At 67.8% G+C, this 22,891-nt stretch carries 22 protein-coding genes; 15 read left to right on the forward strand and 7 right to left on the reverse strand.

What is annotated here, in order from left to right; all coding sequences use genetic code 11:
* Window positions 1-255 precede the first annotated feature (255 nt).
* The 5 genes from ACFOPO_RS15850 to fusA form a co-directional block, all read right to left on the reverse strand.
* Complete coding sequence (locus ACFOPO_RS15850; protein ID WP_386704446.1) at window positions 256-687, reverse strand: putative toxin-antitoxin system toxin component, PIN family; 432 nt, start codon at window positions 685-687, stop codon at window positions 256-258.
* Between the two features lie 20 nt (window positions 688-707).
* A complete protein-coding gene (locus ACFOPO_RS15855) occupies window positions 708-1,400 on the reverse strand; it encodes a hypothetical protein (RefSeq protein ID WP_386704448.1) in 693 nt (230 codons plus the stop codon).
* Window position 1,401: 1 nt separating this feature from the next.
* A complete protein-coding gene (locus tag ACFOPO_RS15860; protein WP_386704450.1) occupies window positions 1,402-1,995 on the reverse strand; it encodes a hypothetical protein in 594 nt (197 codons plus the stop codon).
* A 74-nt stretch (window positions 1,996-2,069) separates the two neighbouring features.
* Window positions 2,070-3,362, reverse strand: coding sequence for a DUF2272 domain-containing protein (locus ACFOPO_RS15865; RefSeq protein ID WP_386704452.1), 1,293 nt, complete (start codon window positions 3,360-3,362; stop codon window positions 2,070-2,072).
* A gap of 78 nt (window positions 3,363-3,440) precedes the next feature.
* The gene (gene fusA / locus ACFOPO_RS15870; RefSeq protein WP_386704453.1) at window positions 3,441-5,498 is read right to left on the reverse strand and encodes an elongation factor G; all 2,058 of its coding nucleotides are present in this window, start codon (window positions 5,496-5,498) and stop codon (window positions 3,441-3,443) included.
* Window positions 5,499-5,883: 385 nt separating this feature from the next.
* Here fusA and ACFOPO_RS15875 point away from each other — a divergent pair, with 385 nt between their 5' ends.
* From ACFOPO_RS15875 to ACFOPO_RS15885, 3 genes are all read left to right on the forward strand, one after another.
* On the forward strand, window positions 5,884-6,057 hold the full coding sequence (locus ACFOPO_RS15875) for a hypothetical protein (RefSeq protein WP_386704454.1): 174 nt from the start codon (window positions 5,884-5,886) through the stop codon (window positions 6,055-6,057).
* Between the two features lie 81 nt (window positions 6,058-6,138).
* Window positions 6,139-6,576, forward strand: coding sequence for an OsmC family protein (locus tag ACFOPO_RS15880; protein ID WP_386704455.1), 438 nt, complete (start codon window positions 6,139-6,141; stop codon window positions 6,574-6,576).
* An 8-nt stretch (window positions 6,577-6,584) separates the two neighbouring features.
* A complete protein-coding gene (locus tag ACFOPO_RS15885; RefSeq protein ID WP_386704457.1) occupies window positions 6,585-7,271 on the forward strand; it encodes an alpha/beta fold hydrolase in 687 nt (228 codons plus the stop codon).
* Window positions 7,272-7,311: 40 nt separating this feature from the next.
* Here the strand turns inward: ACFOPO_RS15885 and ACFOPO_RS15890 are convergent, their stop codons facing one another.
* Window positions 7,312-8,208, reverse strand: a complete 897-nt coding sequence (locus tag ACFOPO_RS15890) for a PhzF family phenazine biosynthesis protein (RefSeq protein WP_386704458.1) — start codon at window positions 8,206-8,208, stop codon at window positions 7,312-7,314.
* Window positions 8,209-8,394: 186 nt separating this feature from the next.
* Between ACFOPO_RS15890 and ACFOPO_RS15895 the strand changes: the two genes are divergently transcribed.
* The 4 genes from ACFOPO_RS15895 (at window position 8,395) to ACFOPO_RS15910 (ending at window position 14,653) form a co-directional block, all read left to right on the forward strand.
* Entirely contained in the window at window positions 8,395-10,992 is a 2,598-nt protein-coding gene (locus ACFOPO_RS15895) for a bifunctional aspartate kinase/diaminopimelate decarboxylase (RefSeq protein ID WP_386704459.1), read from the forward strand.
* Window positions 10,989-12,377, forward strand: a complete 1,389-nt coding sequence (gene murL, locus ACFOPO_RS15900; protein ID WP_386704460.1) for a UDP-N-acetyl-alpha-D-muramoyl-L-alanyl-L-glutamate epimerase — start codon at window positions 10,989-10,991, stop codon at window positions 12,375-12,377. Before ACFOPO_RS15895 ends, murL begins: the two co-directional genes overlap by 4 nt.
* On the forward strand, window positions 12,358-13,776 hold the full coding sequence (murD, locus tag ACFOPO_RS15905; RefSeq protein ID WP_386704461.1) for a UDP-N-acetylmuramoyl-L-alanine--D-glutamate ligase: 1,419 nt from the start codon (window positions 12,358-12,360) through the stop codon (window positions 13,774-13,776). Before murL ends, murD begins: the two co-directional genes overlap by 20 nt.
* An 88-nt stretch (window positions 13,777-13,864) precedes the next feature.
* Complete coding sequence (locus ACFOPO_RS15910; RefSeq protein ID WP_386704463.1) at window positions 13,865-14,653, forward strand: dienelactone hydrolase family protein; 789 nt, start codon at window positions 13,865-13,867, stop codon at window positions 14,651-14,653.
* Window positions 14,654-14,666: 13 nt separating this feature from the next.
* Here ACFOPO_RS15910 and ACFOPO_RS15915 read toward each other — a convergent pair whose 3' ends face one another.
* Window positions 14,667-15,680, reverse strand: a complete 1,014-nt coding sequence (locus ACFOPO_RS15915) for a polyprenyl synthetase family protein (RefSeq protein WP_386704465.1) — start codon at window positions 15,678-15,680, stop codon at window positions 14,667-14,669.
* 223 nt (window positions 15,681-15,903) lie between these two features.
* Between ACFOPO_RS15915 and ACFOPO_RS15920 the strand changes: the two genes are divergently transcribed.
* The 8 genes from ACFOPO_RS15920 to ACFOPO_RS15955 all read left to right on the forward strand — a co-directional run bounded on the left by ACFOPO_RS15920 (window position 15,904) and on the right by ACFOPO_RS15955 (window position 22,863).
* Window positions 15,904-16,269: a hypothetical protein gene (locus ACFOPO_RS15920; protein ID WP_386704466.1), complete on the forward strand. Its 366-nt coding sequence runs from the start codon at window positions 15,904-15,906 to the stop codon at window positions 16,267-16,269.
* A 38-nt stretch (window positions 16,270-16,307) separates the two neighbouring features.
* Complete coding sequence (locus ACFOPO_RS15925) at window positions 16,308-16,637, forward strand: DUF5076 domain-containing protein (protein WP_386704467.1); 330 nt, start codon at window positions 16,308-16,310, stop codon at window positions 16,635-16,637.
* 171 nt (window positions 16,638-16,808) lie between these two features.
* Window positions 16,809-17,318 (forward strand): single-stranded DNA-binding protein, encoded by a 510-nt coding sequence (ssb, locus tag ACFOPO_RS15930; RefSeq protein WP_386704468.1) that lies wholly within the window; start codon window positions 16,809-16,811, stop codon window positions 17,316-17,318.
* Between the two features lie 53 nt (window positions 17,319-17,371).
* On the forward strand, window positions 17,372-18,424 hold the full coding sequence (rfbB, locus tag ACFOPO_RS15935) for a dTDP-glucose 4,6-dehydratase (RefSeq protein WP_386704470.1): 1,053 nt from the start codon (window positions 17,372-17,374) through the stop codon (window positions 18,422-18,424).
* Between the two features lie 10 nt (window positions 18,425-18,434).
* The gene (rfbA, locus tag ACFOPO_RS15940) at window positions 18,435-19,319 is read left to right on the forward strand and encodes a glucose-1-phosphate thymidylyltransferase RfbA (protein ID WP_386704471.1); all 885 of its coding nucleotides are present in this window, start codon (window positions 18,435-18,437) and stop codon (window positions 19,317-19,319) included.
* A complete protein-coding gene (gene rfbC, locus ACFOPO_RS15945) occupies window positions 19,316-19,873 on the forward strand; it encodes a dTDP-4-dehydrorhamnose 3,5-epimerase (RefSeq protein ID WP_386704472.1) in 558 nt (185 codons plus the stop codon). The genes rfbA and rfbC overlap by 4 nt, the downstream gene beginning before the upstream one ends.
* Window positions 19,870-20,766, forward strand: a complete 897-nt coding sequence (gene rfbD / locus ACFOPO_RS15950; RefSeq protein WP_386704473.1) for a dTDP-4-dehydrorhamnose reductase — start codon at window positions 19,870-19,872, stop codon at window positions 20,764-20,766. The genes rfbC and rfbD overlap by 4 nt, the downstream gene beginning before the upstream one ends.
* A gap of 102 nt (window positions 20,767-20,868) precedes the next feature.
* Window positions 20,869-22,863, forward strand: a complete 1,995-nt coding sequence (locus ACFOPO_RS15955; RefSeq protein ID WP_386704475.1) for an alpha/beta hydrolase family protein — start codon at window positions 20,869-20,871, stop codon at window positions 22,861-22,863.
* The last annotated feature ends 28 nt before the right edge of the window (window positions 22,864-22,891 follow it).

Genomic DNA, 22,891 nt, shown 5'->3' on the forward strand with positions numbered 1-22,891 from the left:
GAGTGCGGAGCAGCGGGACATGGATGTCCCGCGTCCCGCGTAAAGACAGGATGTCGTCCGCGGGACGGAGCACTCCCCGCCCCTGCGGACGACGCCGCATCGAAGGCAGAAGCCTGCGGCCAACAGCAACGTCAAGATGGATCCCGGCGTTCGCCGGGATGACGGTGACAGGCGTTCGCCGGGATGACGTTGGCAGGCGTTCGTCGGATGACGGTGACAGGCGTTCGCGGGGATGACGGTGGCAGGGCAGCCGGGTTACGGCCGCCACGAATCCGGCGACAGGATCTCGAACAGCCCATCACGCCGCGTGCGACGTGCCAGCACCAGCAGCGCATCGTCCCGACTGAGCAGCCAGCGCGCACCGCTGGCATGCGCCAGCAGCAGGAACTTCTGGTCATCGGGGTCGGCACAGCGCGGCAGCAGGCCCTCGGCCACGGGCACCGTGGGTAGCAACCGGACCTGCGTATCGAATGCGGCAATCGCAGACGCGCGTGCCGCCTCGTCCAGCCGCAGCTGCGGATACTCCAGCACGCGCAACCATTCCTCGCGGCATTCCGCGTTGCTCACCGCGACCACATCGCCCGAGTGCAGCGCCGCTCGCAGCATCGCCACGCGCGGGTCGCCGAACACGAACAGGTCCAGGCAGACGTTCGTGTCGAGGACGATTCGCGGCGGGACGTTATCCAACGAAGCCGAGGCTCAATGAATCAGGGCGTGACTTCGCGCAGGTCGGCGGATCCTATCCGCCACGCGCGCTGTTCCGCCGTGGCCCCGTCCACGACCGCGCGCCGCAGCGTGTAGGCACCGACGAACTTGCGCTGGCTGCCATCGGCGGCGGTGGCGGTCAGGGCCACGGGCACCTCGATGAAGCGCGAACCGGCGGCGGCGTCGACCGCGCCCGGCGCGAGGATCTCGACCGAAACGCCCGAGGTATCGCGGAAGCCGTCGGCGAACTGCTGCGACGACTGGCCGCTGGCGCGGCCGCCGTCCGACCACAGCGCATAGGCGCGGTCGTAGGCGTGGCTGTTGATGGCGGCGTAGTAGTCGCGGACGACGGCCATGGCGTCCTGCGCGGTGGGCTCGCTCACAGCCACGCCATCGGCAGGCTGTGCCCCCGTGTCGGTACCCGGCAACGGCTGGCCGGCGCTGTCGACCGGCACGATCGGATTGCCGTTCTCGTCGAGCACGACCTCCTCGACGGCTTGCGGCGGCGGCCCGATCTGACCCGGTCCGGGTTTGTCGGGCATGCCGGTCACGCTGCCATCGGCCTTGCCCGAGGGCGTCGGCAGCGCCTGCGTGTCGTCGCTGCCACGCTGGCCTTGCGGCTTGTCGCCGTCGCTGCATGCGGCGATCGTCGCGGCAAGGGCGACAGCGGTGATCAGGGATCGGAACGCCACCATGTCACTGGTCCAGGTGCACGACTACGGTGCCGCTCTCGATCGCGGTGGTGCCGATCCGGCGCGAGCCCAGCTTGTCCAGCAGGCTGTTGTCGAAGCGGTAGATCGGCTCCTCGCGCGAGTACTCGCCCATCCACGAGTTGAGTAGCGCGCGCGAGCTGCCGTTCATCGCGCCGCCCAGGGACGGCACGTCGACCTGTTCGATGCGCGGATCCTGCAGGTGCAGGCCGCGCGTGCCGGGGTCGTAGCGCAGGGCGCTGGTCAGGGCGAAGTGGCCCGCGGGCTTGCTGCTGTCGCTGCCGAGCGCGCCCAGGCCGAGGTCGAAGTCGACGCGAAGTCGGCTCGAGCCTTGCGGAATGGTCAGCCGCGGGTTCATCAGCGTGAGCGACACCAGCCCGCCGAGCTTGTCGTAGTGCTTCGGAAAGTTACGGTCGAGCGAACCCTGCAACTGCATCGGCGTGAACCGGACTTCGTTGCCCAGCAGCGCGCCCAGGCCGTTGAGGGTCGAACACGCGGCAAGCACGATGGCAAGGGCGGCCACGGCAAGGCCGCGCCAGGCATTGCGGGAAACAAGCAGGAACGAGCGGCGCGATGACATCCGGGACTCCACGAGTGATGCCGCGACGATACGCGTGCCGCATGGATCAGAAAAGTCTCAGGCCGGCGTTCCGTTCATGGCGTCTTGGCGGGTTCCCTGGCGGGCGGCTTGACGGACGGCGCCTTGGGGGAAGGACTCGTGGCCGGGGTGGTCGTCGGACTCGCCGGCTTGCCACGCGCCACCAGCGGCAACGGCGGCGGCGCCCGCGTGGTGGCTGCGTAGCGGGCGTAGTCGCGGTACATCTGCTGCACCGTCGGCGTGCCGTCGAGGTCGTGCTTCGGCGCCGAGCCCTGGCGCGGCTTGAGCACGGCGAACCAGCGATGCGCACCGATGATGTCGCGGTCGGTGAGGGGCTGGCCCTTGCCATCGATGGCGATGACCGACAGTGTCACGGCGTGGTTGACGTTGCCGCCGATGGCGAACAACCGACGGTGCTCGAGGTCGGTCTTGACCACCAGGTCGCAGTGCAGCGACAGCGAATCGCTGATGCCGCCGCGGACGTCGGCGATCGAGGCGAAAGTGGCGTTGCCGCGCGACGTGCACAACAGGTCGCCTGCCGCGGGTGTGGCTTCGGTGAGGTCGTAAGCAACATAGAGGTGCGAGGGGTCTTGGCCGTCGCGCGCCCGCACGGCAGCGCGCACGTAATCGAAATGGGCGCCGCTGCGGCGGAACTGGTCGGTCGACAAGCCCGACTCGCATGCCAGCCAGGAAATGAACGCCGCCGACCACGGCATGGCCCAGCCGGCTTCATGCCAGCCGTAGTTGACGATGCTCTGCACGCGCAGGGCTTCCTCGCTGCCGGTGGCGGCCCAGTAACCGGCGATGGTGCCGCTCACCTGCGAGTCGTCTTCCATCAGGCCCAGGCGCGGTGCCTGGCGCAGCACGCGATTGCCGACCGAGGCATTCCGGCCCGGCGCGATGATGTCGACCACGCCGGCCGCCTGCGGCATGCGCGGCACGATCGCCTGCGGTTCAACCGCCATGTCCAGCACCGGCAGGCCGAAGTACGCCCATTCGGCCGCGGCCAGGTCGATCATGCGGGTGGTCGCGCTGCCGCCACGGTCAGGTATCGACGGGCACGAGGAATAGGCGATGTGGTAGCCGGCCGCGCGTGCCGGCGAGCCGTCGCGCTTGTACAGCGGCTCGAATGTATTGGGCCCGGTGCGCACCATCATCGGCGGTGCATCGCTGCCGCGCGCGTACTCCACGCGCAGCGCCGGGTCCGGGAATCCGCCCGGGCGCGCGAAGTTGGGGATGGAGCGACTGTTGCCCGCCTGCGCCCACGCGGGGGAGGCGGGGGCGAGCATCAGGATCACGAATACAGCGACCAGCACAGCGTGCAGCACAACTCCGGTCCCGTGGCGCATGTGTGCTTCCTGTGCAGGGGAAGCCACAGCTTGGGTCAGGGCGTGTGAAGCCTGTATCTGTGCTTGGGCCGTGGCGCGTCAGTCCTCTTCCTGCCTGGGCTTGTAGGCCTCCACCAGCTTCTGCTGCACGTTGGCCGGCACCGGCTCGTAGTGGCTGAAGTCGAGCGAGTAGCGCCCGCGCCCGGCGGTCACCGACTTGAGCTCGGCGGCATAGCCCTCCAGCTCCGACAGCGGCACCTGCGCCTTCACCACGATCTCGTTGCCGCGGACGCTGTCGGTGCCGCTGATGCGCGCGCGCTTGCTGGCCAGGCCGCCGCTGACGTCGCCCATGTGCTGCTCGGGCGCGTTGACCTCCAGCTCGACGATGGGCTCCAGCACCTGCGGCCGCGCCTTGCCGATCGCATCGAGGAACGCCTTCTTGCCGGCGGCGACGAAAGCGACCTCCTTGCTGTCGACCGGATGGTGCTTGCCGTCGTAGACGATCACGCGCACGTCCTGGATCGGATAGCCGGCGACAGCGCCGCTGCCCAGCACCTGGCGCACGCCTTTCTCCACCGCCGGCATGAACTGGCCCGGGATGGTGCCGCCCTTGACCTCGTCGACGAACTCGAAGCCACCGCCGCGCGGCAACGGTTCGATGCGCAGGAACACCTCGCCGAACTGGCCGGCGCCGCCGGTCTGCTTCTTGTGGCGGTGATGGCCCTCGGCCTTGCCGCTGACCGTTTCGCGGTAGGCGATGCGCGGCGGACGCGATTTCACTTCGACGCCATAGCGATCCTTCAGGCGCTCGAGGTTGATGCGCAGGTGCAGGTCGGACAGGCCGCGGATCACCGTCTCGTTGGTCTCGGCCTCATGCTCGACGACGAAGCAGGGATCTTCTTCGGCCAGCTTGTGCAGGGCGGTGGCGAGCTTCTGCTCCTGGCCCTTGCTGGCCGCATCCACCGCCAGGCCGAACATCGGCTTGGGGAAATCCAGTGGCGACAGGCGGATCTGGTCCTCGTCGTGGCTGTCGTGCAGCACGGCATCGAAGTGCAGTTCGTCGACCTTGGCCACCGCCGCGATGTCGCCCGGAAGCGCCTGGTCGATCTCGACGTGGTCCTTGCCCTTGAGCTTGAACAGGTGGCCGACCTTGAACGGTTTCTTGCCGTCGTCGATGAACAGTTGCGTGTCCTTCTTCACCAGACCCTGGTAGACGCGGAAGATGCCGAGCTTGCCGACGAAGGGGTCGTTGATGATCTTGAACACGTCGGCCACGACGTGCGCTTTCTGGTCCGGTACCGCCTGGAAGCGCTGGCGATCGGTGCCGCGCTCGAAGGGCGGCGGATTGGCTTCGGCCGGATTGGGGAACCACTGTTCGGCCACGTCGAGCAGCTTCTTCACGCCGACGTTGTTGCGCGCCGAGCAGAACAGCACCGGCACCAGGTGGCCTTCGCGCATGCATTGCTCGAACGCTTCGTGCAGCTCCTCGCCCGACAGACCGCCTTCGCCCAGGTCGAGGTAGTGCTCCATCACCGATTCGTTGATCTCGACGATCTGGTCGATGATCTTCTGGTGCCAGTCGGCCACCGGGCCCAGGTCGCTGTCGCCGCTGGTGTTGCCGAGGCAGTCGATCACTTTCTTGCCGCCGTCGGCGGGCAGGTTGAGCGGCAGGCATTCCGGGCCGAAGGTGTCGCGCAGCTCCGCCAGCACGCGCTCCGCCGATGCGCCTTCGTGGTCGATCTTGTTGATCACCAGCGCGCGGCACAGGTTCCGCCCCTTGGCGTATTCCATCATCCGGCGCGTGCCGTATTCGACGCCGCTGTCGGCGTCAACGACTATCACCACCGTTTCCACCGCGCCGAACGCCGACAGCGCCGGCCCGCGGAAATCCGGATAGCCGGGGGTGTCGATCAGGTTGAGGTGGATGGTCTGGCCGTTGGCCGCGGCGTGGTCGATGCTGGCGATGGCCGAGTCGATCGAGTGGCCGCGCTGCTTCTCGATGGCATCGAAATCGGACACGGTGCTGCCGCGCTCGATGCTGCCTGCCGTCTGGATTGCGCCGCCGGCCTGCAGCAGGGCTTCGAACAATGTGGTTTTGCCGGCGCCGGGGTGGCCTGCCAGGGCCACGTTGCGGATGGTTTGTGTGCTGTAGGACATGAGCGGACTTCTCCCGATGCTGAGGAGGGAAGGCCGTCATGGCTGTCCGCGCTTCGCGCCGAAGCGTTGGGCGCTCGGCGGGCGGTCATGGCGGGTGCCGGCGGGGAGCCGGGAGGGCAAGCCTCGCGCAAGGGGCAGGGTGGGTCAAGCCTGCCGAGGCCCCACTTTCGGAATCCTCCTATTCGAACCGCCGCGGCGGTCATGCAAGCTGGCGCCACCATCCGGGCGAACGCGGTCGCAGCGCCGGAAGGCGGTGTCGATCCTGCGTGAAGTCGGCTTTGACGCGCCTGATCGGTGCCAGGTTCGGAGCCGGATTCGGAGCCGTGGTCGGAGCCGGAACCGGCCGCGTGCCGGGCGACCATCGTCTGTCGAGATTCCTATGAACATGTCCACCAAGCTGGCTGTTGTTGGCGCCTACGTCCTGATCGTGTCGCTGATCGTCTTCAAGAAAGGGTTCGAGAGCGGGGATTACCTGCTGGTGACCGTGGGGCTGATGTCGCTGGCGGTGCAGGTGATCATTTTCCGGGTCCGGCGCCAGATCCGGCGGGTGCGGCGTTGATCGGCGCCGGTCGTTCCGCGATGCCCCGGTAACACTTCTGGCGCTAGGCTGTGCGCTCGTTCACGCAGCGGGAGCACAAACATGGCCTTCAAGCGTTACGCCGAAGCGGTCTGGCAGGGCGACCTGCAGTCCGGCAAGGGTGCGATGAGCACGCCGCAGAGCGGCCTGTTCGCCGACCAGAACTACTCCTTCAAGACGCGCTTCGGCGACGAGAAGGGCACCAATCCCGAGGAACTCCTCGCTGCGGCGCATGCCGGCTGCTTCTCGATGGCGCTTTCGGCGGTGCTCGGCAAGTCCGGGTTCACCCCGGAACGGATCGAGACGCGCGCCGAAGCAACGATGGACCCGGGCATGGACCCGGGCCCGACGATCACCGGCGTGCAGTTGATCGTCAGCGCCAAGGTGCCGGGCATCAGCGCCGAGCAGTTCCAGCAGATCGCCGAAGCGGCCAAGGCCGGCTGCGTGATCTCGCGCGCGCTGTCGGTGCCGGTGACGCTGTCGGCCTCGTTGCAGGGCTGACGCGCGCTGTGCCATCCGCGCAGGTTCGCCACGCCGTGCTGGTGCACGGCGCCGGTGGCGGTGGCTGGGAGTGGGGCACCTGGCGGCGAGTGCTGGAGGCCCACGGCGTCGAGTGCGCCTGCATCGACCTCGTGCCGACCGATGCCGGACTGGCCGCCACCTGCTTCGATGACTACCAGGCGCAGCTGCGCACGGTGCTGGAAGCGCTGCCGCGCCCGCGTGCGCTCATCGGCGCCAGCCTCGGCGGGTTGCTTGCGGCGGCCTGCGCCGGCGGGGCCGATGCACTGGTGCTGGTGAACCCGCTGCCGCCGTCGCCCTTATCGGCGCGGTTGGAGAGACGCGAGTGGCCCGACGTGGTGCCCTGGCGGCGCGACGCGCGACTGGCCTCGACCCGCGCCGCGTTGGCCGACGCCGACGACGCGACCGCGCTGTTCGCCTTCCGGCGCTGGCGTGACGAATCCGGACGGGTGCTGCGCCAGGCGCAGTCGGGCGTGGCGGTCGACGTTCCGGCGTGCCGGGTGCTGCTGGTTGCCTCGGAACTGGATGAGGACGTGCCGGCGGATGTGACCGCGGAACTGGCCGGTGCCTGGGGCGCCAGCCTGATGCGGCTGCCGGGTTCGACCCATGTCGGTCCGCTGCTGGGGCGGGAAGCGGCGGACGTGGCGTCGCAGGTGGTCGCTTGGCTGAGGGCGTGACAGCCTGGGTCCCGGCGTTCGCCGGGATGACGGCGAATCGTCAGGCCCAGTCGATCGTGCCGCGGACCACGTTGCAGACCTGGCCGCCCGACCAGACCTCGCCATCGCCATCCACGCGCAGTTCCAGCCGTGCATCGAAGCCGACCTCGCGGCCCTGGCTGACGCTGTAGCGGTGGCCGCCGTCATCCTGCGGGCGGCCGGGCAGGGCGTTGTTGTGGTTGAGCCAGGCCGCGAGCGTGGCATTGGCGGCGCCCGAAGCGGCATCCTCGAACCGCGCCGGCGCGCCGACGAATGCGCGCACGACCAGGTCGTAGTCGCGCCCGGCATCGGCGCGGGCGAAGGCGCACAGGCCCATGCTCGACGTGCTTTCGGCCAGCGCCGCGATCGCATCCCAGTCCGGGTTGGCGCCGCGCAGGGCCGATTCGCTGGCCAGCTCGGCCAGCCACCAGCGCCGGCCGCCATCCATCAGCGCCGGCGGCAGCGCGCCGAGGTCCAGGCCGGACAGCGCCGGGCGCAGTCGCGCGTCGTTGCCATCGGCGATCTCGACCACGTGCGCCTTCGGCGTGCGGACGGCGATCGTGCGCGAGGCGCCGCTGCCGTCGACCGCCAGCGGCAGCAAGCCGGCCACGCCCTCCTGCAGCACGCGACCGTCGCTGGCTTCGGCCAGGCCCGCTTCGAGCACCACGTGCGCGGTGCCGACACTGGGATGTCCGGCAAACGGCACCTCGCGGCGCGGGCTGAACATCCGGATGCGATAGCTGGCGCCGGGCTGGGTCGGGGCGAAGACGAACGTGGTTTCCGGCAGCCGGGTCCAGCGGGCGATGGCCTGCATCTGGGCATCGTCGAGGCCATCGGTGTCCAGCACCACGGCCAGGGGGTTGCCGGCGCCGGGGCGGTCGGCGAACACGTCCAGTTGCAGGTAGCGGCGAAGCGTCATTCGGCGGGGGTCCGAGGTGGGGGCGTATCGACTAGAATCGTCGTTCTTTGTGGCCACGCCCGGGCATCAGCCCGCAGGTGGCGCGCCATTCTAGGTTCTGTAGGGGCGCCTTGCCCGTACGGTTGCAGGCGAAATCAGTTGTCAATCCTGAACATCACTCACATCCATCCTCAGAGGGCAGTTGCGGTGGCGGAAGCGAATCGCTGGGTAGTACTCAAGTTCGGCGGCACATCAGTGTCTCGCCGCAACCGTTGGGACACCATCGGACGCCTCGCCGGAAAACGCATGGCCGAGGACGGTGTGCGCGTGCTGGTCGTGGTCTCGGCGTTGTCGGGCGTGACCAACGAGCTGCAGGCAATCGCCAATGGCGATGGCATCGATGCGCGCATTGCCGCGCTGGTCGAGCGCCACCGCGCATTCTGCGCCGAACTCGACCTGGATGCGGATGCCGTGCTGGGCGAGCGCCTGGCGCTGCTGCAGGCGCTGGCGACCGACGCCCGTGCCGGCGAGCGCACGCTCGACTGGCAGGCCGAGGTGCTGGCGCAGGGCGAGCTGCTTTCGTCCACGCTTGGCGCGGCCTACCTGCGCACGCAGGGGCATGACTTCGGCTGGTGCGACGCACGCAACTGGCTCGATGCGGTGTCGCTGCCCAACGCCAACGCCTGGTCGCAGCGCCTGTCTGTGAACTGCAGGCTCGACAGCGACGGCGCACCTGGCGAAGCGACGTTCGGCACGCGCTTCTCGGCGCAGGCGGCGCCGATGCTGATCACGCAGGGATTCATCTCCCGTCACGGCGACGGCGGCACGGCGATCCTGGGTCGCGGCGGCTCCGACACCTCGGCGGCGTACTTCGGCGCGTTGCTGAAGGCGCAGCGCGTGGAGATATGGACCGACGTGCCGGGCATGTTCAGCGCCAACCCGCGCGACGTGCCGGAGGCGCGCCTGCTTACCCGCCTGCACTATGCCGAAGCGCAGGAAATCGCCACCACCGGCGCCAAGGTGCTGCATCCGCGTTCGATCGCGCCGTGCCGCGACGCCGGCGTGCCGATGGCGATCCTCGACACCGAGCGTCCGGACCTGCCGGGCACGCGCATCGATGCGACCGCGGCGACCGTGCCGGGCGTCAAGGCGATCAGCCGCCGCAACGGCATCGTGCTGGTGTCGATGGAAAGCATCGGCATGTGGCAGCAGGTCGGCTTCCTGGCCGACGTGTTCGAGCGCTTCAAGCGCCATGGCCTGTCGATCGACCTGATCGGCTCGTCGGAAACCAACGTCACCGTCTCGCTCGATCCCAGCGAGAACCTCGTCACCACCAACGTGCTCGAGGCGCTCAGTGCCGACCTGGCCGAGGTGTGCCGGGTCAAGGTGATCGCGCCGTGCGCGGCGATCACCCTGGTCGGCCGCGGCATGCGCTCGCTGCTGCACCGGTTGTCCGACATCTGGGCGACGTTCGGGCGCGAGCGCGTGCACCTGATCTCGCAGTCGTCCAACGACCTCAACCTGACCTTCGTCATCGACGAAGCCGACGCCGATGGCCTGCTGCCGCACCTGCACGCCGAGCTGATCCGCTCGCGGGCGATGCCGGTTCGCGATGCCAGCGTGTTCGGCCCGAGCTGGCGCGAGATCGCGCACGGCAAGCCGCAGCGTGCGCCGGCATGGTGGCGTGGTCGCCGCGAGCAGCTGCTCGCGATGGCCGGGCAGGGCACGCCGCGTTATGTCTACGACCTGGCGACGGTGCGCGAACGCGCCCGTTCGCTGACCGCGACGGTCGCGGTCGACCGCTGCTTCTACGCAATCAAGGCCAATCCGCACCCGGCCATCCTCAAGGCGATCACCGGCGAAGGCTTCGGCCTGGAGTGCGTGTCGCAGGGCGAGTTCGAGCATGTGTTCGCGTCGCTGCCTGAGCTGGCACCGCAGCGCGTGCTGTTCACGCCGAGCTTCGCGCCTCGACGCGAGTACGAGGCTGCGTTCGCGCGCGGCATCATCGTCACGCTCGACAACATCGAGGCGCTGCAGCGCTGGCCGGAGGTGTTCCGCGACCGCACGATCTGGCTGCGCATCGACCTGGGCCACGGCGAGGGCCATCACGAGAAGGTCCGCACCGGCGGCGTGGCGGCCAAGTTCGGCCTGCCGATGACGCGCTTCGATGCCTTCATCGCCGAGGCCCGAAAGCTCAACGTGCGCATCAGCGGCCTGCACGCGCACCTGGGCAGCGGCATCGAGGATCCGCAGCACTGGCGCGGCGTCTATGCGCACCTGGCCGGGCTGGCCGACAGCGTCGGCACGATCGAGACGATCGACATCGGCGGCGGCCTGCCCATCCCGTACACGCCGGAAGCACCGGACTTCGACCTCGCGCTGTGGCGCAGTGGCCTGGAAGAGATCAAGTCGGCGTACCCGCGCTATGGCCTGGTGATCGAGCCCGGTCGCTACCTGGTGGCCGAGAGCGGCGTGTTGCTGTTGTCGGTCACCCAGGTGATCGAGAAGGACGGCGTGCTGCGCATCGGTTGCGATGCCGGCATGAACGCACTGATGCGCCCGGCGATGTACGAGGCCTACCACGGCATCTTCAACCTGAGCCGCCTCGACGATGGCGAGACCGCGGCGTTCGACGTCGTCGGCCCGGTCTGCGAGAGCAGCGACGTGCTCGGCCGCGGCCGCACGCTGCCGGTGGACACTGTCGAAGACGACGTGATGCTGGTCGCCGACGCCGGTGCCTACGGCATGGCGATGGCCAACACCTACAACCTGCGGGCCCTGCCGGCAGAGGACGTAATCGAATGAGTGAGTGGAAATTCAAACGTGACGCCATCCGCGCGTTCCGCTTCGTGCGCTGCGAGTTCGATGCGGCCACCGGCGTGGCGCAGTTGGTGTACGCCTTCGACGACGGCCCGGAGCTGATCGAAGCGATCACCGTGCCCGGCGCCCCGTTCGTGCTCGAAGGCGAGCGCGCAGCGGCGGTCGAACGCGCGCTGCGCCTGCTGCACCTGTTCACCGGCGTGAGCTACTACAAGGCGGCGGTGCCCGAGCAGATCCTGATCGACAGCTACGACATCGATGCCGATACCGCGGCGCTGCTGGAGCTGCTGTACGTCAACGGCCTTGGCGAGTTCGCGTACCGCAATGGCCTGAACCTGCACGGCAAGATCAAATTCCCCGTAAAGCCCTCCCCTTCAAGGGAAGGGTTGGGAGGGGATGGGTTGGACGCCGCGCCCACGCTCGGCCTGCGCCACCACGCCCTCGTCGCCATCGGCGGCGGCAAGGACTCGCTGGTCAGCATCGAAGCGCTGCGCGCGCTGGGTGTCGAGCAGACGGTGACCTGGATCGGCGGTTCGCAGCTGATCCGCGCCTGCGCCGAGCGCACCGGCCTGCCGACGTTCAACATCGGTCGCTCGCTGGCGCCGCAACTGTTCGACTACAACCGCGAAGGCGCCTGGAACGGCCACATCCCGGTGACGGCGATCAACTCGATGATCATGCTGTTCGCCGCGCTGCTGCTGGGCGTCGACCAGGTGGTGTTCTCCAACGAGCGCTCCGCCAGCTACGGCAGCGTCATCGAAGGCACCGGCGAAGTGAACCACCAGTGGTCCAAGGGCTGGGCGTGCGAGTCGGCGATCGGTGAGCACGTGCAGCGCCACATCGCTGCCGACCTGCATTACTACTCGCTGCTGCGACCGCTGAGCGAGCTCGCCGTGGCCCGTCAGTTCACCCGCACCGACCGCTACGACGCGCACTTCAGCAGCTGCAACCGCAACTTCCACATCCTTGGCGAACGCCCGGCCAACCGCTGGTGCGGCGTCTGCCCGAAGTGCCATTTCGTCTTCCTGGCGCTGGCGCCGTTCATGCCCAAGCCGCGCCTGATGGGCATCTTCGGCCGCAACCTGCTCGATGATCCGGCACAGATCGCCGGCTACGATGCATTGTTGGAGTACCAGGACCACAAGCCGTTCGAATGCGTCGGCGAGGGCCGCGAATCACGCGCAGCGATGGCCGCGCTGACCGCCCGCCCGGAGTGGCGCGAAGACGCGCTGGTCGAACGTTTCGCCACCGAGATCCGTCCCCAGCTCGACGCAGGTGACCTGCGCATCGAGCCGCTGCTGGTCATCGACGACGAGCAGCGCATACCGCCCGCGTTGTGGGAACGCCTGCGTGCGCATCTCGCAGCTTGAAGGCCACCAGGTCGCGTTGTGGGGCTGGGGCCGCGAAGGCCGCGCGGCCTACCACGCGATCCGTTCGCGCCTGCCGCGGCTGGCGTTGACGCTGTTCTGTTCGCGCGACGAGGCGATCGAAGTCGCCGCGCTGGCCGATCCATGCCTGGCCACTGAAACCGACGCCAGCGCCGAACGCCTGTCGGCGTTCGACGTCGTGGTCAAATCGCCCGGCATCAGCCCCTACGGCAAGGAAGCCAGCGCTGCCGCCGCGAGCGGCACCCGTTTCATCGGCGGCACCGCGCTGTGGTTCGGCGAGCATGCCGGCGCTGACGGCGTGGTGGCGCGCACCCTGTGCGTGACCGGCACCAAGGGCAAGAGCACCACGTCGGCCCTGCTGGCGCACCTGCTGCGCTGCGGCGGCCATGTCACCGCGTTGGCCGGCAACATCGGCCTGCCGCTGCTGGAAGTGCTCGAACCGCAGCCTGCGCCGGAATTCTGGGTGATCGAGCTGTCGAGCTACCAGACCTGCGACGTCGCCGCGAGCGGCGCACACCCGCAGGTCGCGGTGGTGCTGAATGTATTTCCCGAGCACCTCGACTGGCACGGCTCGCACGAGCGCTACGTCGAGGACAAGCTGCGCCTGTTGACCGAAGCCGCGCCGGCCATTGCCGTCCTCAACAGCAACGATTCGCGCCTGGTGGCAGCCGGCAACGCAGCACATCGCGACGCCGGCACCGACGTGCGCTGGTTCGGCGACCGCAACGGCTGGCACCTGCGCGAAGACGCGCTGTACCGCGGCGATGCCTGGGTCATGGACACGCGCAGCCTGCCGCTGCCCGGGCGCCACAACCGCGGCAATCTCTGCGCCGTGCTCACCGCGATCGAGGCGATTGGCCTGGATGCGGTCGCACTCGCGCCGCATGCCGCCAGCTTCCAGCCGCTGCCGCATCGCCTGCAAGCAGTGGGCACGCGGGACGGCATCACCTACGTCAACGATTCAATCAGCACCACGCCGCACGCCAGCCTGGCGGCCCTCGACTGCTTCGGCGATCGTCGCGTGGCGCTGCTCGTCGGCGGCCACGACCGTGGCCTGCCGTGGGAGGAGTTCGCCGAGGCGATGCGCACGCAGGCGCCGGCGGCGGTGATCACGATGGGGCAGAACGGGCCGCGCATCCACGCGTTGCTGGTGCCGGTGGCCGGAGAATCCGGCTTTCACCTGAGCGCCGCCGTCGACCTGGCCGATGCGATGGCCCAGGCGCGCGCAGTGCTCGGCGACGAAGGCGTGGTGCTGCTTTCGCCGGGCGCGCCGAGTTTCGGTCCCTATCGCGACTACGTGGCGCGTGGCCGCCATTTCGCCGAGCTGGCCGGCTTCGACCCGGACATGATCAGCGCCATCCCCGGTATCGGCATCGCCTGAGCTTCACGCGTCGAGGACAGGCGAGGGTTAGGCTCGCGCGGCAGTGTCTCCACTGATCGTTCACGTCCAACGCAAGGGGAAGGTACCGATGCAACGCCTGATGCTCGCTGCGATCCTGTCGCTGTGCGCGCCGCCCGCGATGGCGGCCATGGTCGAGAAGCCGGTCGACTGGACGATCGGCAAGGACACCTTCACCGGCGTGCTGGTCTACGACGGCACCAACGCCATCAAGCGTCCGGGCCTGGTGATGGTGCCGAACTGGAAGGGCATCAATCCCGCCGCGATCGAAAAGGCCAGGCAGATCGCCGGCGACGACTACGTCGTGCTGGTGGCCGACGTCTACGGCAGCAAGGTCCGGCCGACCACCGACGAGGAAGCGGGCAAGGTCGCCGTGCCGTTGCGTGCGGATCGCGCAACGCTGCGCGCGCGGGCCGAGAAGTCGGTCGCCGTGCTGAAGGAGCAGGCTGGAAAGGTGCCGGTCGACGCAACCCGGATCGGCGCGCTCGGCTTCTGCTTCGGCGGAACGACCGCGCTGGAACTGGTGCGTGGCGGCGATGAACTCGCCGGCGTGGTCAGCCTGCACGGCGCCCTGGCAACAACCGAGCCGACCAAGGACGATGGCGCACGCACGCCGGTGCTGGTGCTCAACGGTGCCGACGACCGCAGCGTCACCGACGAGGACATCGCCGCCTTCGAGAAGGAGATGGATGCGGCCGGCGCCGACTGGCAGTTCGTCAACTTCAGCGGCGCGGTGCACTGCTTCGCCGAGCCGGAGGCGAACAACCCGCCTGGCTGCGCCTACAACGAGCGCGCGGCCAAGCGCGCCTACGAAATGATGTTCGACTTCTTCCGCGAGCGCTTCGCCGCGAAGAAATGACGCTGCCGCGCGGTCAGTGATCCCGGCTGACCGCGTACCGGGCCAGGCCGCGCAGCGCGGCCGTGTAGTCGTTGTCGTCCAGGCCGTCGAGCGCACGCTCGGCGGCCAGTGCATATTCGCTCGCGCGGCGACGGCTGTAGTCCAAGCCGCCGGTGGCGTGGATCGCCGACAGCACCTGCGGCAACGCACCGGTATCGCCCTGCTCGATGGCGGCGCGCAGCAGTGCGCGGGTGGCGTCGTCGCTGTGGGCGATGGCGTGGATCAGCGGCAGCGTCGCCTTGCCCTCGGCCAGGTCGTCGCCGAGGTTCTTGCCCAGCGTCTGCGCATCGGACGCGTAGTCGAGCACGTCGTCGGCAATCTGGAAGGCATAGCCCAGGTTGAGGCCGTAGTCGTGCAACGCATCGCAGGTCGCCTCGTCGGCGTCGCAGAGCAGGGCGCCCAGCCGGGTCGCCGCAGCGAACAGCACCGCGGTCTTGCGCTCGATCACGCGCAGGTAGGCGGCTTCGTCGGTGTCCGGGTTGCGCACGTGCAGCAGCTGCAGCACTTCGCCTTCGGCGATGCGGTTGGTGGTGTCGGCGAGTATTTGCATGACCGGCATGCGCTCGAGCTCGACCATCAGCTGGAAGCTGCGCGAATACAGGAAGTCGCCAACCAGGACGCTGGCGGCATTGCCCCACACGGCATTGGCGGTGCGACGGCCGCGGCGCAGGTCCGACTCGTCGACCACGTCGTCGTGCAGCAAGGTCGCGGTATGGATGAATTCAACCACGGCCGCCAGCTGGTGGGCGTCGGCACCGATGCCCTGTCCCTTGCGGCCGCCCAGCGCGCCGGTGGCGAGCAGCAGCAAAATCGGGCGCAGGCGCTTGCCGCCGGCGCCGACGATGTATTCGGCGACCTGGTTGATCAGGACCACGTCCGAGGCGAGCCGGCGCCGGATCAGCGCATCGACGGCCGCCATGTCCTCTCGGGCCAGGGCCTGGATGGCGACCAGGTCGGGGACGGCCAGGAGCGTGGGGCTGGATTGCATGGCGGGACCGTGTCGGTTGGGGCTGGGATTATAAGCGGCAGCTCCGGAAGTCCGTGGCCACGGGTGCGCCTTTGCCGGTGCGCCGGGTCGGTGAAGGCTCGCTCACGATGCCGACCGGCAGTGCGCGCGGATATTCAGACGATTCTGATGTTGGGCCTTCGACGGCATGGCCAAGCTGCCCCCTCCCTGGCCGCCCGCTGGCCAGACCCGTCGAGGTTTCCAGATGCAAGAACTCCATTGCGACAGCGATGCCGGCCTGCATCCGCCCGGCCTGCGGCTGCAGGCTGCGGGACGAGCCCCGCCGGTCGTGTTGCCGGCCTGGCCAGGGCGCAGGTTCGTGGATCTGGTTGCCGACAGTTTGCGCGAAGTGGCCAGTCGCGACGGCGAGGCCAGCGATGCCCTGTTCCGGTTGATGGCGCAGGCGACCGTCCAGTACCTGGCGGCGAACGTGCAGGGCAGCAATACCCGCCACCTGGCGGAGGACGCCATGGACGGCGTGCTCAGCCTGATTTCCCGCGACCTCCAGCGCCAGGTGGTCCGGTCGAGGGGCGGTCCCAGGACGGGGCCTGACACCCTTCGAGGGGTGTGACGGAGGTGGCGGCAATCTATTCGACGGGTGAGGCAGTCATGGACGATGGCAGGAAAATCACCGCAACGGCAAAGCCCACCGGTGCCGAAGCGCTGCCCACGCCGCCGGGCGTCGAAGCGGACCCCGCCGCGTTCGAAATCCTCCGCCTGTGGGTGGCCAACGGCCGCCTTGCGATGAACCTGCGTGCCGATGTCGAAGGCGAGGCCGAGGATTTCGGCATCCTGCTGGCCGACCTTTTCAGCCATGCCTGCTTCAAGTACTCCAAGCGCAGCGGCCGACCGCTGATGGAGTGCCGGGAGGGCATGCTGCTCGGATTCCTGCAGCACACCCATACCCGCATCCGTTGCGGTGGGGTGTCGGAGCACTGACCGCGGTCTTCCCCGGCCGCGCCGGGGCTTGCGTGCTCCACCGTCCGGCGGTCCGGGCGATCTGGGCGGACTGCTATGATGGCCTTCGATCCGGCAGCGCCTGGCCCCTCGGGGCGGCGGCAGCCGGCGCAACTTATTGATTGACAACCATACGAGAGGGCAGGCATACCCATGGCACGCGGCATAAACAAGGTGATCCTGGTCGGCAATCTCGGTGACGATCCGGAAACCAAGTACACCCAGGGCGGCATGGCCGTGACCAAGGCCCGCCTGGCCACCACCAGCGTGCGCAAGGACCGTGAGGGCAACACCCAGGAGCGCACCGAGTGGCACCGGGTGACCTTCTTCGGGAAGCTCGGCGAGATCGCCGGCGAGTACCTGCGCAAGGGCAGCCAGGTCTATGTCGAGGGCTCGATCCGGTACGACAAGTACACCGGCCAGGACGGTGTAGAGCGTTACTCCACCGACATCATCGCCGACGAGATGCAGATGCTCGGTGGCCGCGGTGAAGGCGGTGGCGGCGGTGGCGCCGGTCGCGGCGAGTTCCGCGGTGGTGGCGACCGCAGCGAACGTCCGGCACGCGCGCCGGCACGCCAGGAGTCCGCGCCGCGTCGCGAGGCCCCGGCGGCCAAGAGCAACGACTTCGCCGATGATTTCGCCGACGACGACATTCCGTTCTGAGCCGGGCCAGTCCTGACAAAGCACTCTTTGCTTTTCGACATGGAGTTCCTGTAGTGCCCACCTGGCTTGTCACCGGCGGCGCCGGTTTTATTGGCGGAAATTTCGTTCTTGAGGCAGTGAAGCAGGGCATCCGGGTCGTGAACCTGGATGTCCTGACGTATGCCGGCAACCTGGATACGCTGCAGCCCATCCAGGGCGATTCCAATCACGTCTTCGTGCAGGGCGACATCGGCGACGCCGGCCTGGTCGAAAGCCTGCTGCGCGAGCATCGCCCCGATGCCGTCATCAATTTTGCTGCCGAGAGCCACGTCGACCGGTCCATTGATGGTCCGGCCGCGTTCGTGCAGACGAATGTCGTCGGCACGCTGAGCCTGCTCGAGAAAACGCGCGATTACTGGAAGTCGCTGGACGATGCCGCCAAGGCGTCGTTCCGCTTCCTGCACGTGTCCACCGATGAGGTCTACGGCACGCTGGGCGAGACCGGCAAGTTCACCGAACTCACTCCGTTCGCGCCGAACTCGCCGTACTCCGCATCGAAGGCCGCGTCTGACCACCTGGTCCGCGCCTTCCACCACACGTACGGCCTGCCGGTCCTGACGACCAACTGCTCGAACAACTACGGTCCGTACCAGTTCCCCGAAAAACTCATTCCGCTGGTCATCGCCAAGGCGCTCGCCGGCGAGGCGCTGCCGGTGTATGGCGACGGGCGCAACGTGCGTGACTGGTTGTTCGTGGCCGATCACTGCGCGGCCATTCGCCGCGTGCTGGAAGCTGGCCGCGTCGGCGAAACCTACAACGTCGGCGGCGATGCCGAGCGCGAGAACATCGTCGTCGTCAAGACGATCTGCAAGCTGCTCGACGAGCGCAAGCCGCTGGCCGATGGCCGGGCGCGCGAGACGCTGATCAAGTTCGTCGCCGACCGCCCGGGCCACGATCGCCGCTACGCGATCGATGCGTCCAAACTGCAGACGGAACTGGGCTGGGCACCGACCGTGACCTTCGAGCAGGGCATGGCGCAAACGGTGGAGTGGTACCTGCAGAACCAGCCGTGGGTCAGTCGCGTGCTGGACGGCAGCTATCGCCTCGAACGAATCGGCCAGGCCTGAGGAAACAGACATGAACCGCAAGGGCATCATCCTGGCCGGAGGATCGGGCACGCGGCTGTACCCGATCACGCAGGGCATCAGCAAGCAGCTGCTGCCGGTGTACGACAAGCCGATGATCTACTATCCGCTCAGCGTGCTGATGCTGGCGGGTATCCGCGAAGTGCTCATCATCAACACTCCGCACGAGCAGGCGCTGTTCCGCAGCCTCCTCGGCGATGGTTCGCAGTGGGGCATGCAGATCGAGTACGCGGTGCAGCCCAGCCCGGACGGGCTGGCGCAGGCCTACCTCATCGGCCGCGATTTCGTCGCGGGCCATCCCAGCTGCCTGGTGCTTGGCGACAACATTTTCCATGGCCCCGGCCTGACGGCGATGCTCAAGCGCGCCCATGAGCGGGAGCGTGGTGCCACGGTGTTCGGCTACTGGGTCAGCGACCCCGAACGCTATGGCGTGGCCGAGTTCGACCAGGCCGGCAAGGTCATCGGCCTCGTTGAGAAGCCGAAGGAGCCGAAGTCGAACTACGCCGTGACCGGCATGTATTTCTACGACGGTCGCGCCTGCGATTTCGCATCCGAGCTCAAGCCTTCCGCGCGCAACGAGCTCGAGATCACCGACCTCAACCGCATGTATCTCGAGGACGACTCGCTGCATGTGGAGTTGCTGGGCCGCGGTTATGCCTGGCTCGATACCGGTACCCACCAGTCGCTGCTGGAAGCGTCCAACTACATCGGCACGATCGAGGCGCGACAAGGGTTGCGCGTGTGCTGCCCCGAAGAGATTGCCTGGCACAACGGCTGGATCGACGCGGACAAACTGAGCGAACTGGCGGCGCCGCTGTCGAAGAATGGCTACGGTCAGTACCTGCTGAGCCTGGCCAAGCGTGGTCATGTCCCGTGAAGATCGTTGAAACCGACCTGCCGGGTTGTCTGATCGTCGAGCCGCGGGTGTTCGAGGACGACCGGGGATACTTCTTCGAATCATTCAACGCGGACAAGTTCGCGGAGAAGGGCTTCACGCCCAATTTCCTCCAGGGCAACGTCTCGTCGTCCAAGCGCGGCGTGTTGCGCGGCCTCCACTACCAGTGGCCAAACCCGCAGGGCAAGTTCGTCTCGGTGCTGGAGGGAGAGGTGTGGGACGTGGCCGTCGACATCCGCCGCGGCTCCCCCCATTTCGGTCGCTGGACCGCCGTGCTGCTCAGCGCGGCGAACATGCGCCACCTCTGGATCCCGGAGGGCTTCGCCCATGGCTTCGTTACGCTGAGCGAACGCTCGGTGTTCACCTACCTGTGCACCGCCACCTATGACGCCCAGGCCGATGCCAGCATCCGCTGGAACGACGCCAGCCTGGCGATCGACTGGCCGGTCACCGATGTGTCGCTGTCGGCCAAGGACGCGCGCGCACCCTTCCTGGACGAAATCGCCGAGGATCGCCTGCCGGTCTACGTGCCATGAAGTTGCTGGTCGTCGGCGGCAACGGGCAGGTAGGCCATGCGTTGCTGCGCAGCCTCGCCCCGCTGGGCGAGGTCGTGGCGACCACGCGCAGCGGGCAGCTGGAAGACGCCGTTGCCTGCGAGCCGTTCGACCTTGCCGACCTCGATGCGATTGCACCGTTGCTCGACCGCGTCCGGCCCGACGTAGTCGTCAACGCCGCGGCCTACACGGCGGTGGACCGTGCCGAAGACGATGCCGAAGCCGCTTTCCTCGCGAACTCAGAAGGACCGGGCCGGCTGGCGGTGGAATGCGCCGCGCGTGGCATCGCCCTGGTGCATTACTCGACTGATTACGTCTTCGACGGGCAGGGCAATCGCCCGTACCGCGAAGACGACGCGACTGCTCCGATCGGTGTCTACGGCGAGAGCAAGCTGGCAGGCGAGCAGGCCATCGCCGCGAGCGGCGTGCGCCACCTGATCCTGCGCACGGCCTGGGTGTACGGCCTGCATGGCGCCAACTTCCTTCGGACAATGCTGCGCGTCGGTGCGGAGCGCGAGGAACTGCGCGTCGTGGCCGACCAGCGCGGCACGCCGACGCCGGCCTGGCTGATCGCAGACGTGACTGCCGACGTCCTGCGCAAGGGCCTCGAGGAATCGGGCATCGTCCACCTCGTCGCCGCCGGGGAGACCACGTGGCATGGCTTCGCCGACGCGATCTTCGATGAAGCAGTGTCGACGGGATTGATTTCGCGGCGCCCGATCGTGACCGCCATCACGACTGCAGACTATCCCACGCGTGCCCGTCGCCCGGCCTATTCGGTGCTCGATACCAACCGGTTGCGGGAGCAGTACGGCATCGAAACACCTTCGTGGCGCCAAGCGCTGCAAAAGACGCTGGCTGCCGCAGCGACATAATGCTTCCCGGTGGAGCCTTGAACCCGGGTTCGGGTAGGCTCCCTTCGCGCGCCTTGGGGGCCATGCTGGTCGGGGCGTGCCAACGACCTTGGGGAAGGACAAATGAAGCGAGTTGCATTGCTGGCGGCGCTGGTGGCGCTGATGCCGGTCGCGCCGGCCATGGCTGCCGATAGCGGAATCGACGTGGGCGCCTACGTCAAGAAGGACGAGTTCACCGACGTGAAGCTCTCGCCCGGTGGCGATTACTTCGCGGGGACCGTGCCCTTGGCCGACCGCACCGCGCTGGCGGTCATCGAGCGCGGCACCAACAAGATCACCGCCACGTTCAAGCTCGGTCGCAACCAGCACGTTTCCGACTTCGACTGGATCAGCCGCGATCGCCTGCTGATCAGCCTGGCCGATCGTTTCGGCGAGCTTGAACGGCCGGTGCCGACTGGCGAGCTCGTCGCAATGAACGCCGACGGCAGCAAGACCGAAATGCTCGCCGGCTTCCGTGTCGATGATGGCGGCCTGGGCACGACGATCAAGCCCAAAAAGGGCAGCGACAGCATCGACGCTTTCCCGATCGCTGCACCGTACAACGAAGGCCGCAATGCGCTGGTCAAGGTATTGCCCTTCAACGCCGATCCGTATCCGGCGGTGGAGAATATCGATGTCTTCACCGGTCGGCGTGCGCGCGTAGCGATTTCGCCGGTGCGCGCCGCCACCTTCTTCACCGACAACCGTGGCGAAGTCCGCTTCGTAGCCGGGTCCGAGTCCGACAACGTCCGCAAGCTCTACTACCGTTCGGCTCAGGGCGACGGCTGGACGCTGTTCGGCACGGAGGACAGCAGGGGCCTGTTCGAATACCCGATCGGATTCTCCGCCGACGACAAGGTGGTCTACCTGATCGCGGAACAGGCCAAGGGGCCCAACCAGATCGTCGCTCTCGACCTTGCCAGTCGTGAGCGCAAGGTGGTGCTGAGCGACGACAACGTCGATCCGGACCGCATCATCTATCGCAATGGCACGCGCATTCCGCTCGGAGCCTTCTTCATGGACGGCAAGCCGCGCACCGCGTTCATCGACGAAAAGGCACCGGAAGCAAAGCTTTACCACAGCCTGGAGTCGGCATTCGCCGGCAGCAGTGTCGAGATCACTTCACAGACGGTCGATGGCAGCCTGGCGCTGATCCGGGTCTCCAGCGACCTCAATCCGGGTGATTTCTATCTGTTCGACACCGTCAACAAGAAGGCGGCGCACGTGCTTGCGCGCCGGCAGTGGTTCGATCCGGACAAGATGTCGCCGATGCAGCCGGTCAAGCTGGCCGCGCGCGACGGCCTCGAGCTGCAGGGCTATCTGACCACGCCGCGTGGAAGCAGCGGCAAGGGCCTGCCACTGGTGGTGATGCCGCACGGTGGTCCGTTTGGCATTCAGGACGAGTGGGGCTTCAATGACGAGGCGCAGATGTTGGCCTCCGCTGGATATGCCGTGCTGCAGCTTAATTACCGTGGTTCCGGCGGATACGGACGCGCTTTCAGGCAGGCAGGTGCGCAGCAGTGGGGCGGTACGATGCAGGACGACCTGACCGACGCCACGCGCTGGGCAATCGCGCAGGGCGTGGCCAACAAGGACCGCATCTGCCTGTACGGCGCCAGCTATGGTGGCTACGCCGCACTGATGGGCGTGGCGAAGGAACCGGATCTGTATCGTTGCGCGGCGGGCTACGTAGGCGTGTACGACCTCCCCAAGATGGTGGCTGACGACAAGCGCACTCTCTACCGGTGGGGTAACTCGTCGGCCGACTGGATAGGCAAGGCGGCGGATCTGGGTGCGGTATCGCCCAACCGCATGGCGGACCGGATCAAAGTGCCGGTGTTCCTGGCCGCCGGTGGCGAAGACGATCGCGCCCCGATCGAGCACAGCAAGATGATGGAACAGGCGCTGCGAAAAGCCGGTGTGCCTGTCGAGTCGCTCTACTACGACACCGAGGGCCACGGCTTCTACCTGCCCGAACACAAGACCGAGTTCTACACCCGCCTGCTGGCGTTCCTGTCGCGCAGCCTCGGCGGCGCGGTAGCGACGACCGGCGCCGGCGAAGCGAAGGCCGCGAAGTAACCGGAAACGAAAGAGGGGCTGCCATGGC

This window comes from Lysobacter sp. GCM10012299, assembly GCF_042649405.1.
Lineage (GTDB): Bacteria > Pseudomonadota > Gammaproteobacteria > Xanthomonadales > Xanthomonadaceae > Lysobacter_J.

Coding starts and splice junctions, on each gene's coding strand:
- ACFOPO_RS15890 (WP_386704458.1), bottom strand. CDS start 8,208: ATGACGCTTCGCCGCTACCTGCAACTGGACGTGTTCGCCGACCGCCCC.
- ACFOPO_RS15865 (WP_386704452.1), bottom strand. CDS start 3,362: ATGCGCCACGGGACCGGAGTTGTGCTGCACGCTGTGCTGGTCGCTGTA.
- fusA (WP_386704453.1), bottom strand. CDS start 5,498: ATGTCCTACAGCACACAAACCATCCGCAACGTGGCCCTGGCAGGCCAC.
- ACFOPO_RS15920 (WP_386704466.1), top strand. CDS start 15,904: ATGCAAGAACTCCATTGCGACAGCGATGCCGGCCTGCATCCGCCCGGC.
- ACFOPO_RS15855 (WP_386704448.1), bottom strand. CDS start 1,400: ATGGTGGCGTTCCGATCCCTGATCACCGCTGTCGCCCTTGCCGCGACG.
- ACFOPO_RS15875 (WP_386704454.1), top strand. CDS start 5,884: ATGTCCACCAAGCTGGCTGTTGTTGGCGCCTACGTCCTGATCGTGTCG.
- ssb (WP_386704468.1), top strand. CDS start 16,809: ATGGCACGCGGCATAAACAAGGTGATCCTGGTCGGCAATCTCGGTGAC.
- rfbA (WP_386704471.1), top strand. CDS start 18,435: ATGAACCGCAAGGGCATCATCCTGGCCGGAGGATCGGGCACGCGGCTG.
- ACFOPO_RS15880 (WP_386704455.1), top strand. CDS start 6,139: ATGGCCTTCAAGCGTTACGCCGAAGCGGTCTGGCAGGGCGACCTGCAG.
- rfbD (WP_386704473.1), top strand. CDS start 19,870: ATGAAGTTGCTGGTCGTCGGCGGCAACGGGCAGGTAGGCCATGCGTTG.
- murL (WP_386704460.1), top strand. CDS start 10,989: ATGAGTGAGTGGAAATTCAAACGTGACGCCATCCGCGCGTTCCGCTTC.
- ACFOPO_RS15910 (WP_386704463.1), top strand. CDS start 13,865: ATGCAACGCCTGATGCTCGCTGCGATCCTGTCGCTGTGCGCGCCGCCC.
- ACFOPO_RS15860 (WP_386704450.1), bottom strand. CDS start 1,995: ATGTCATCGCGCCGCTCGTTCCTGCTTGTTTCCCGCAATGCCTGGCGC.
- ACFOPO_RS15915 (WP_386704465.1), bottom strand. CDS start 15,680: ATGCAATCCAGCCCCACGCTCCTGGCCGTCCCCGACCTGGTCGCCATC.
- ACFOPO_RS15925 (WP_386704467.1), top strand. CDS start 16,308: ATGGACGATGGCAGGAAAATCACCGCAACGGCAAAGCCCACCGGTGCC.
- ACFOPO_RS15955 (WP_386704475.1), top strand. CDS start 20,869: ATGAAGCGAGTTGCATTGCTGGCGGCGCTGGTGGCGCTGATGCCGGTC.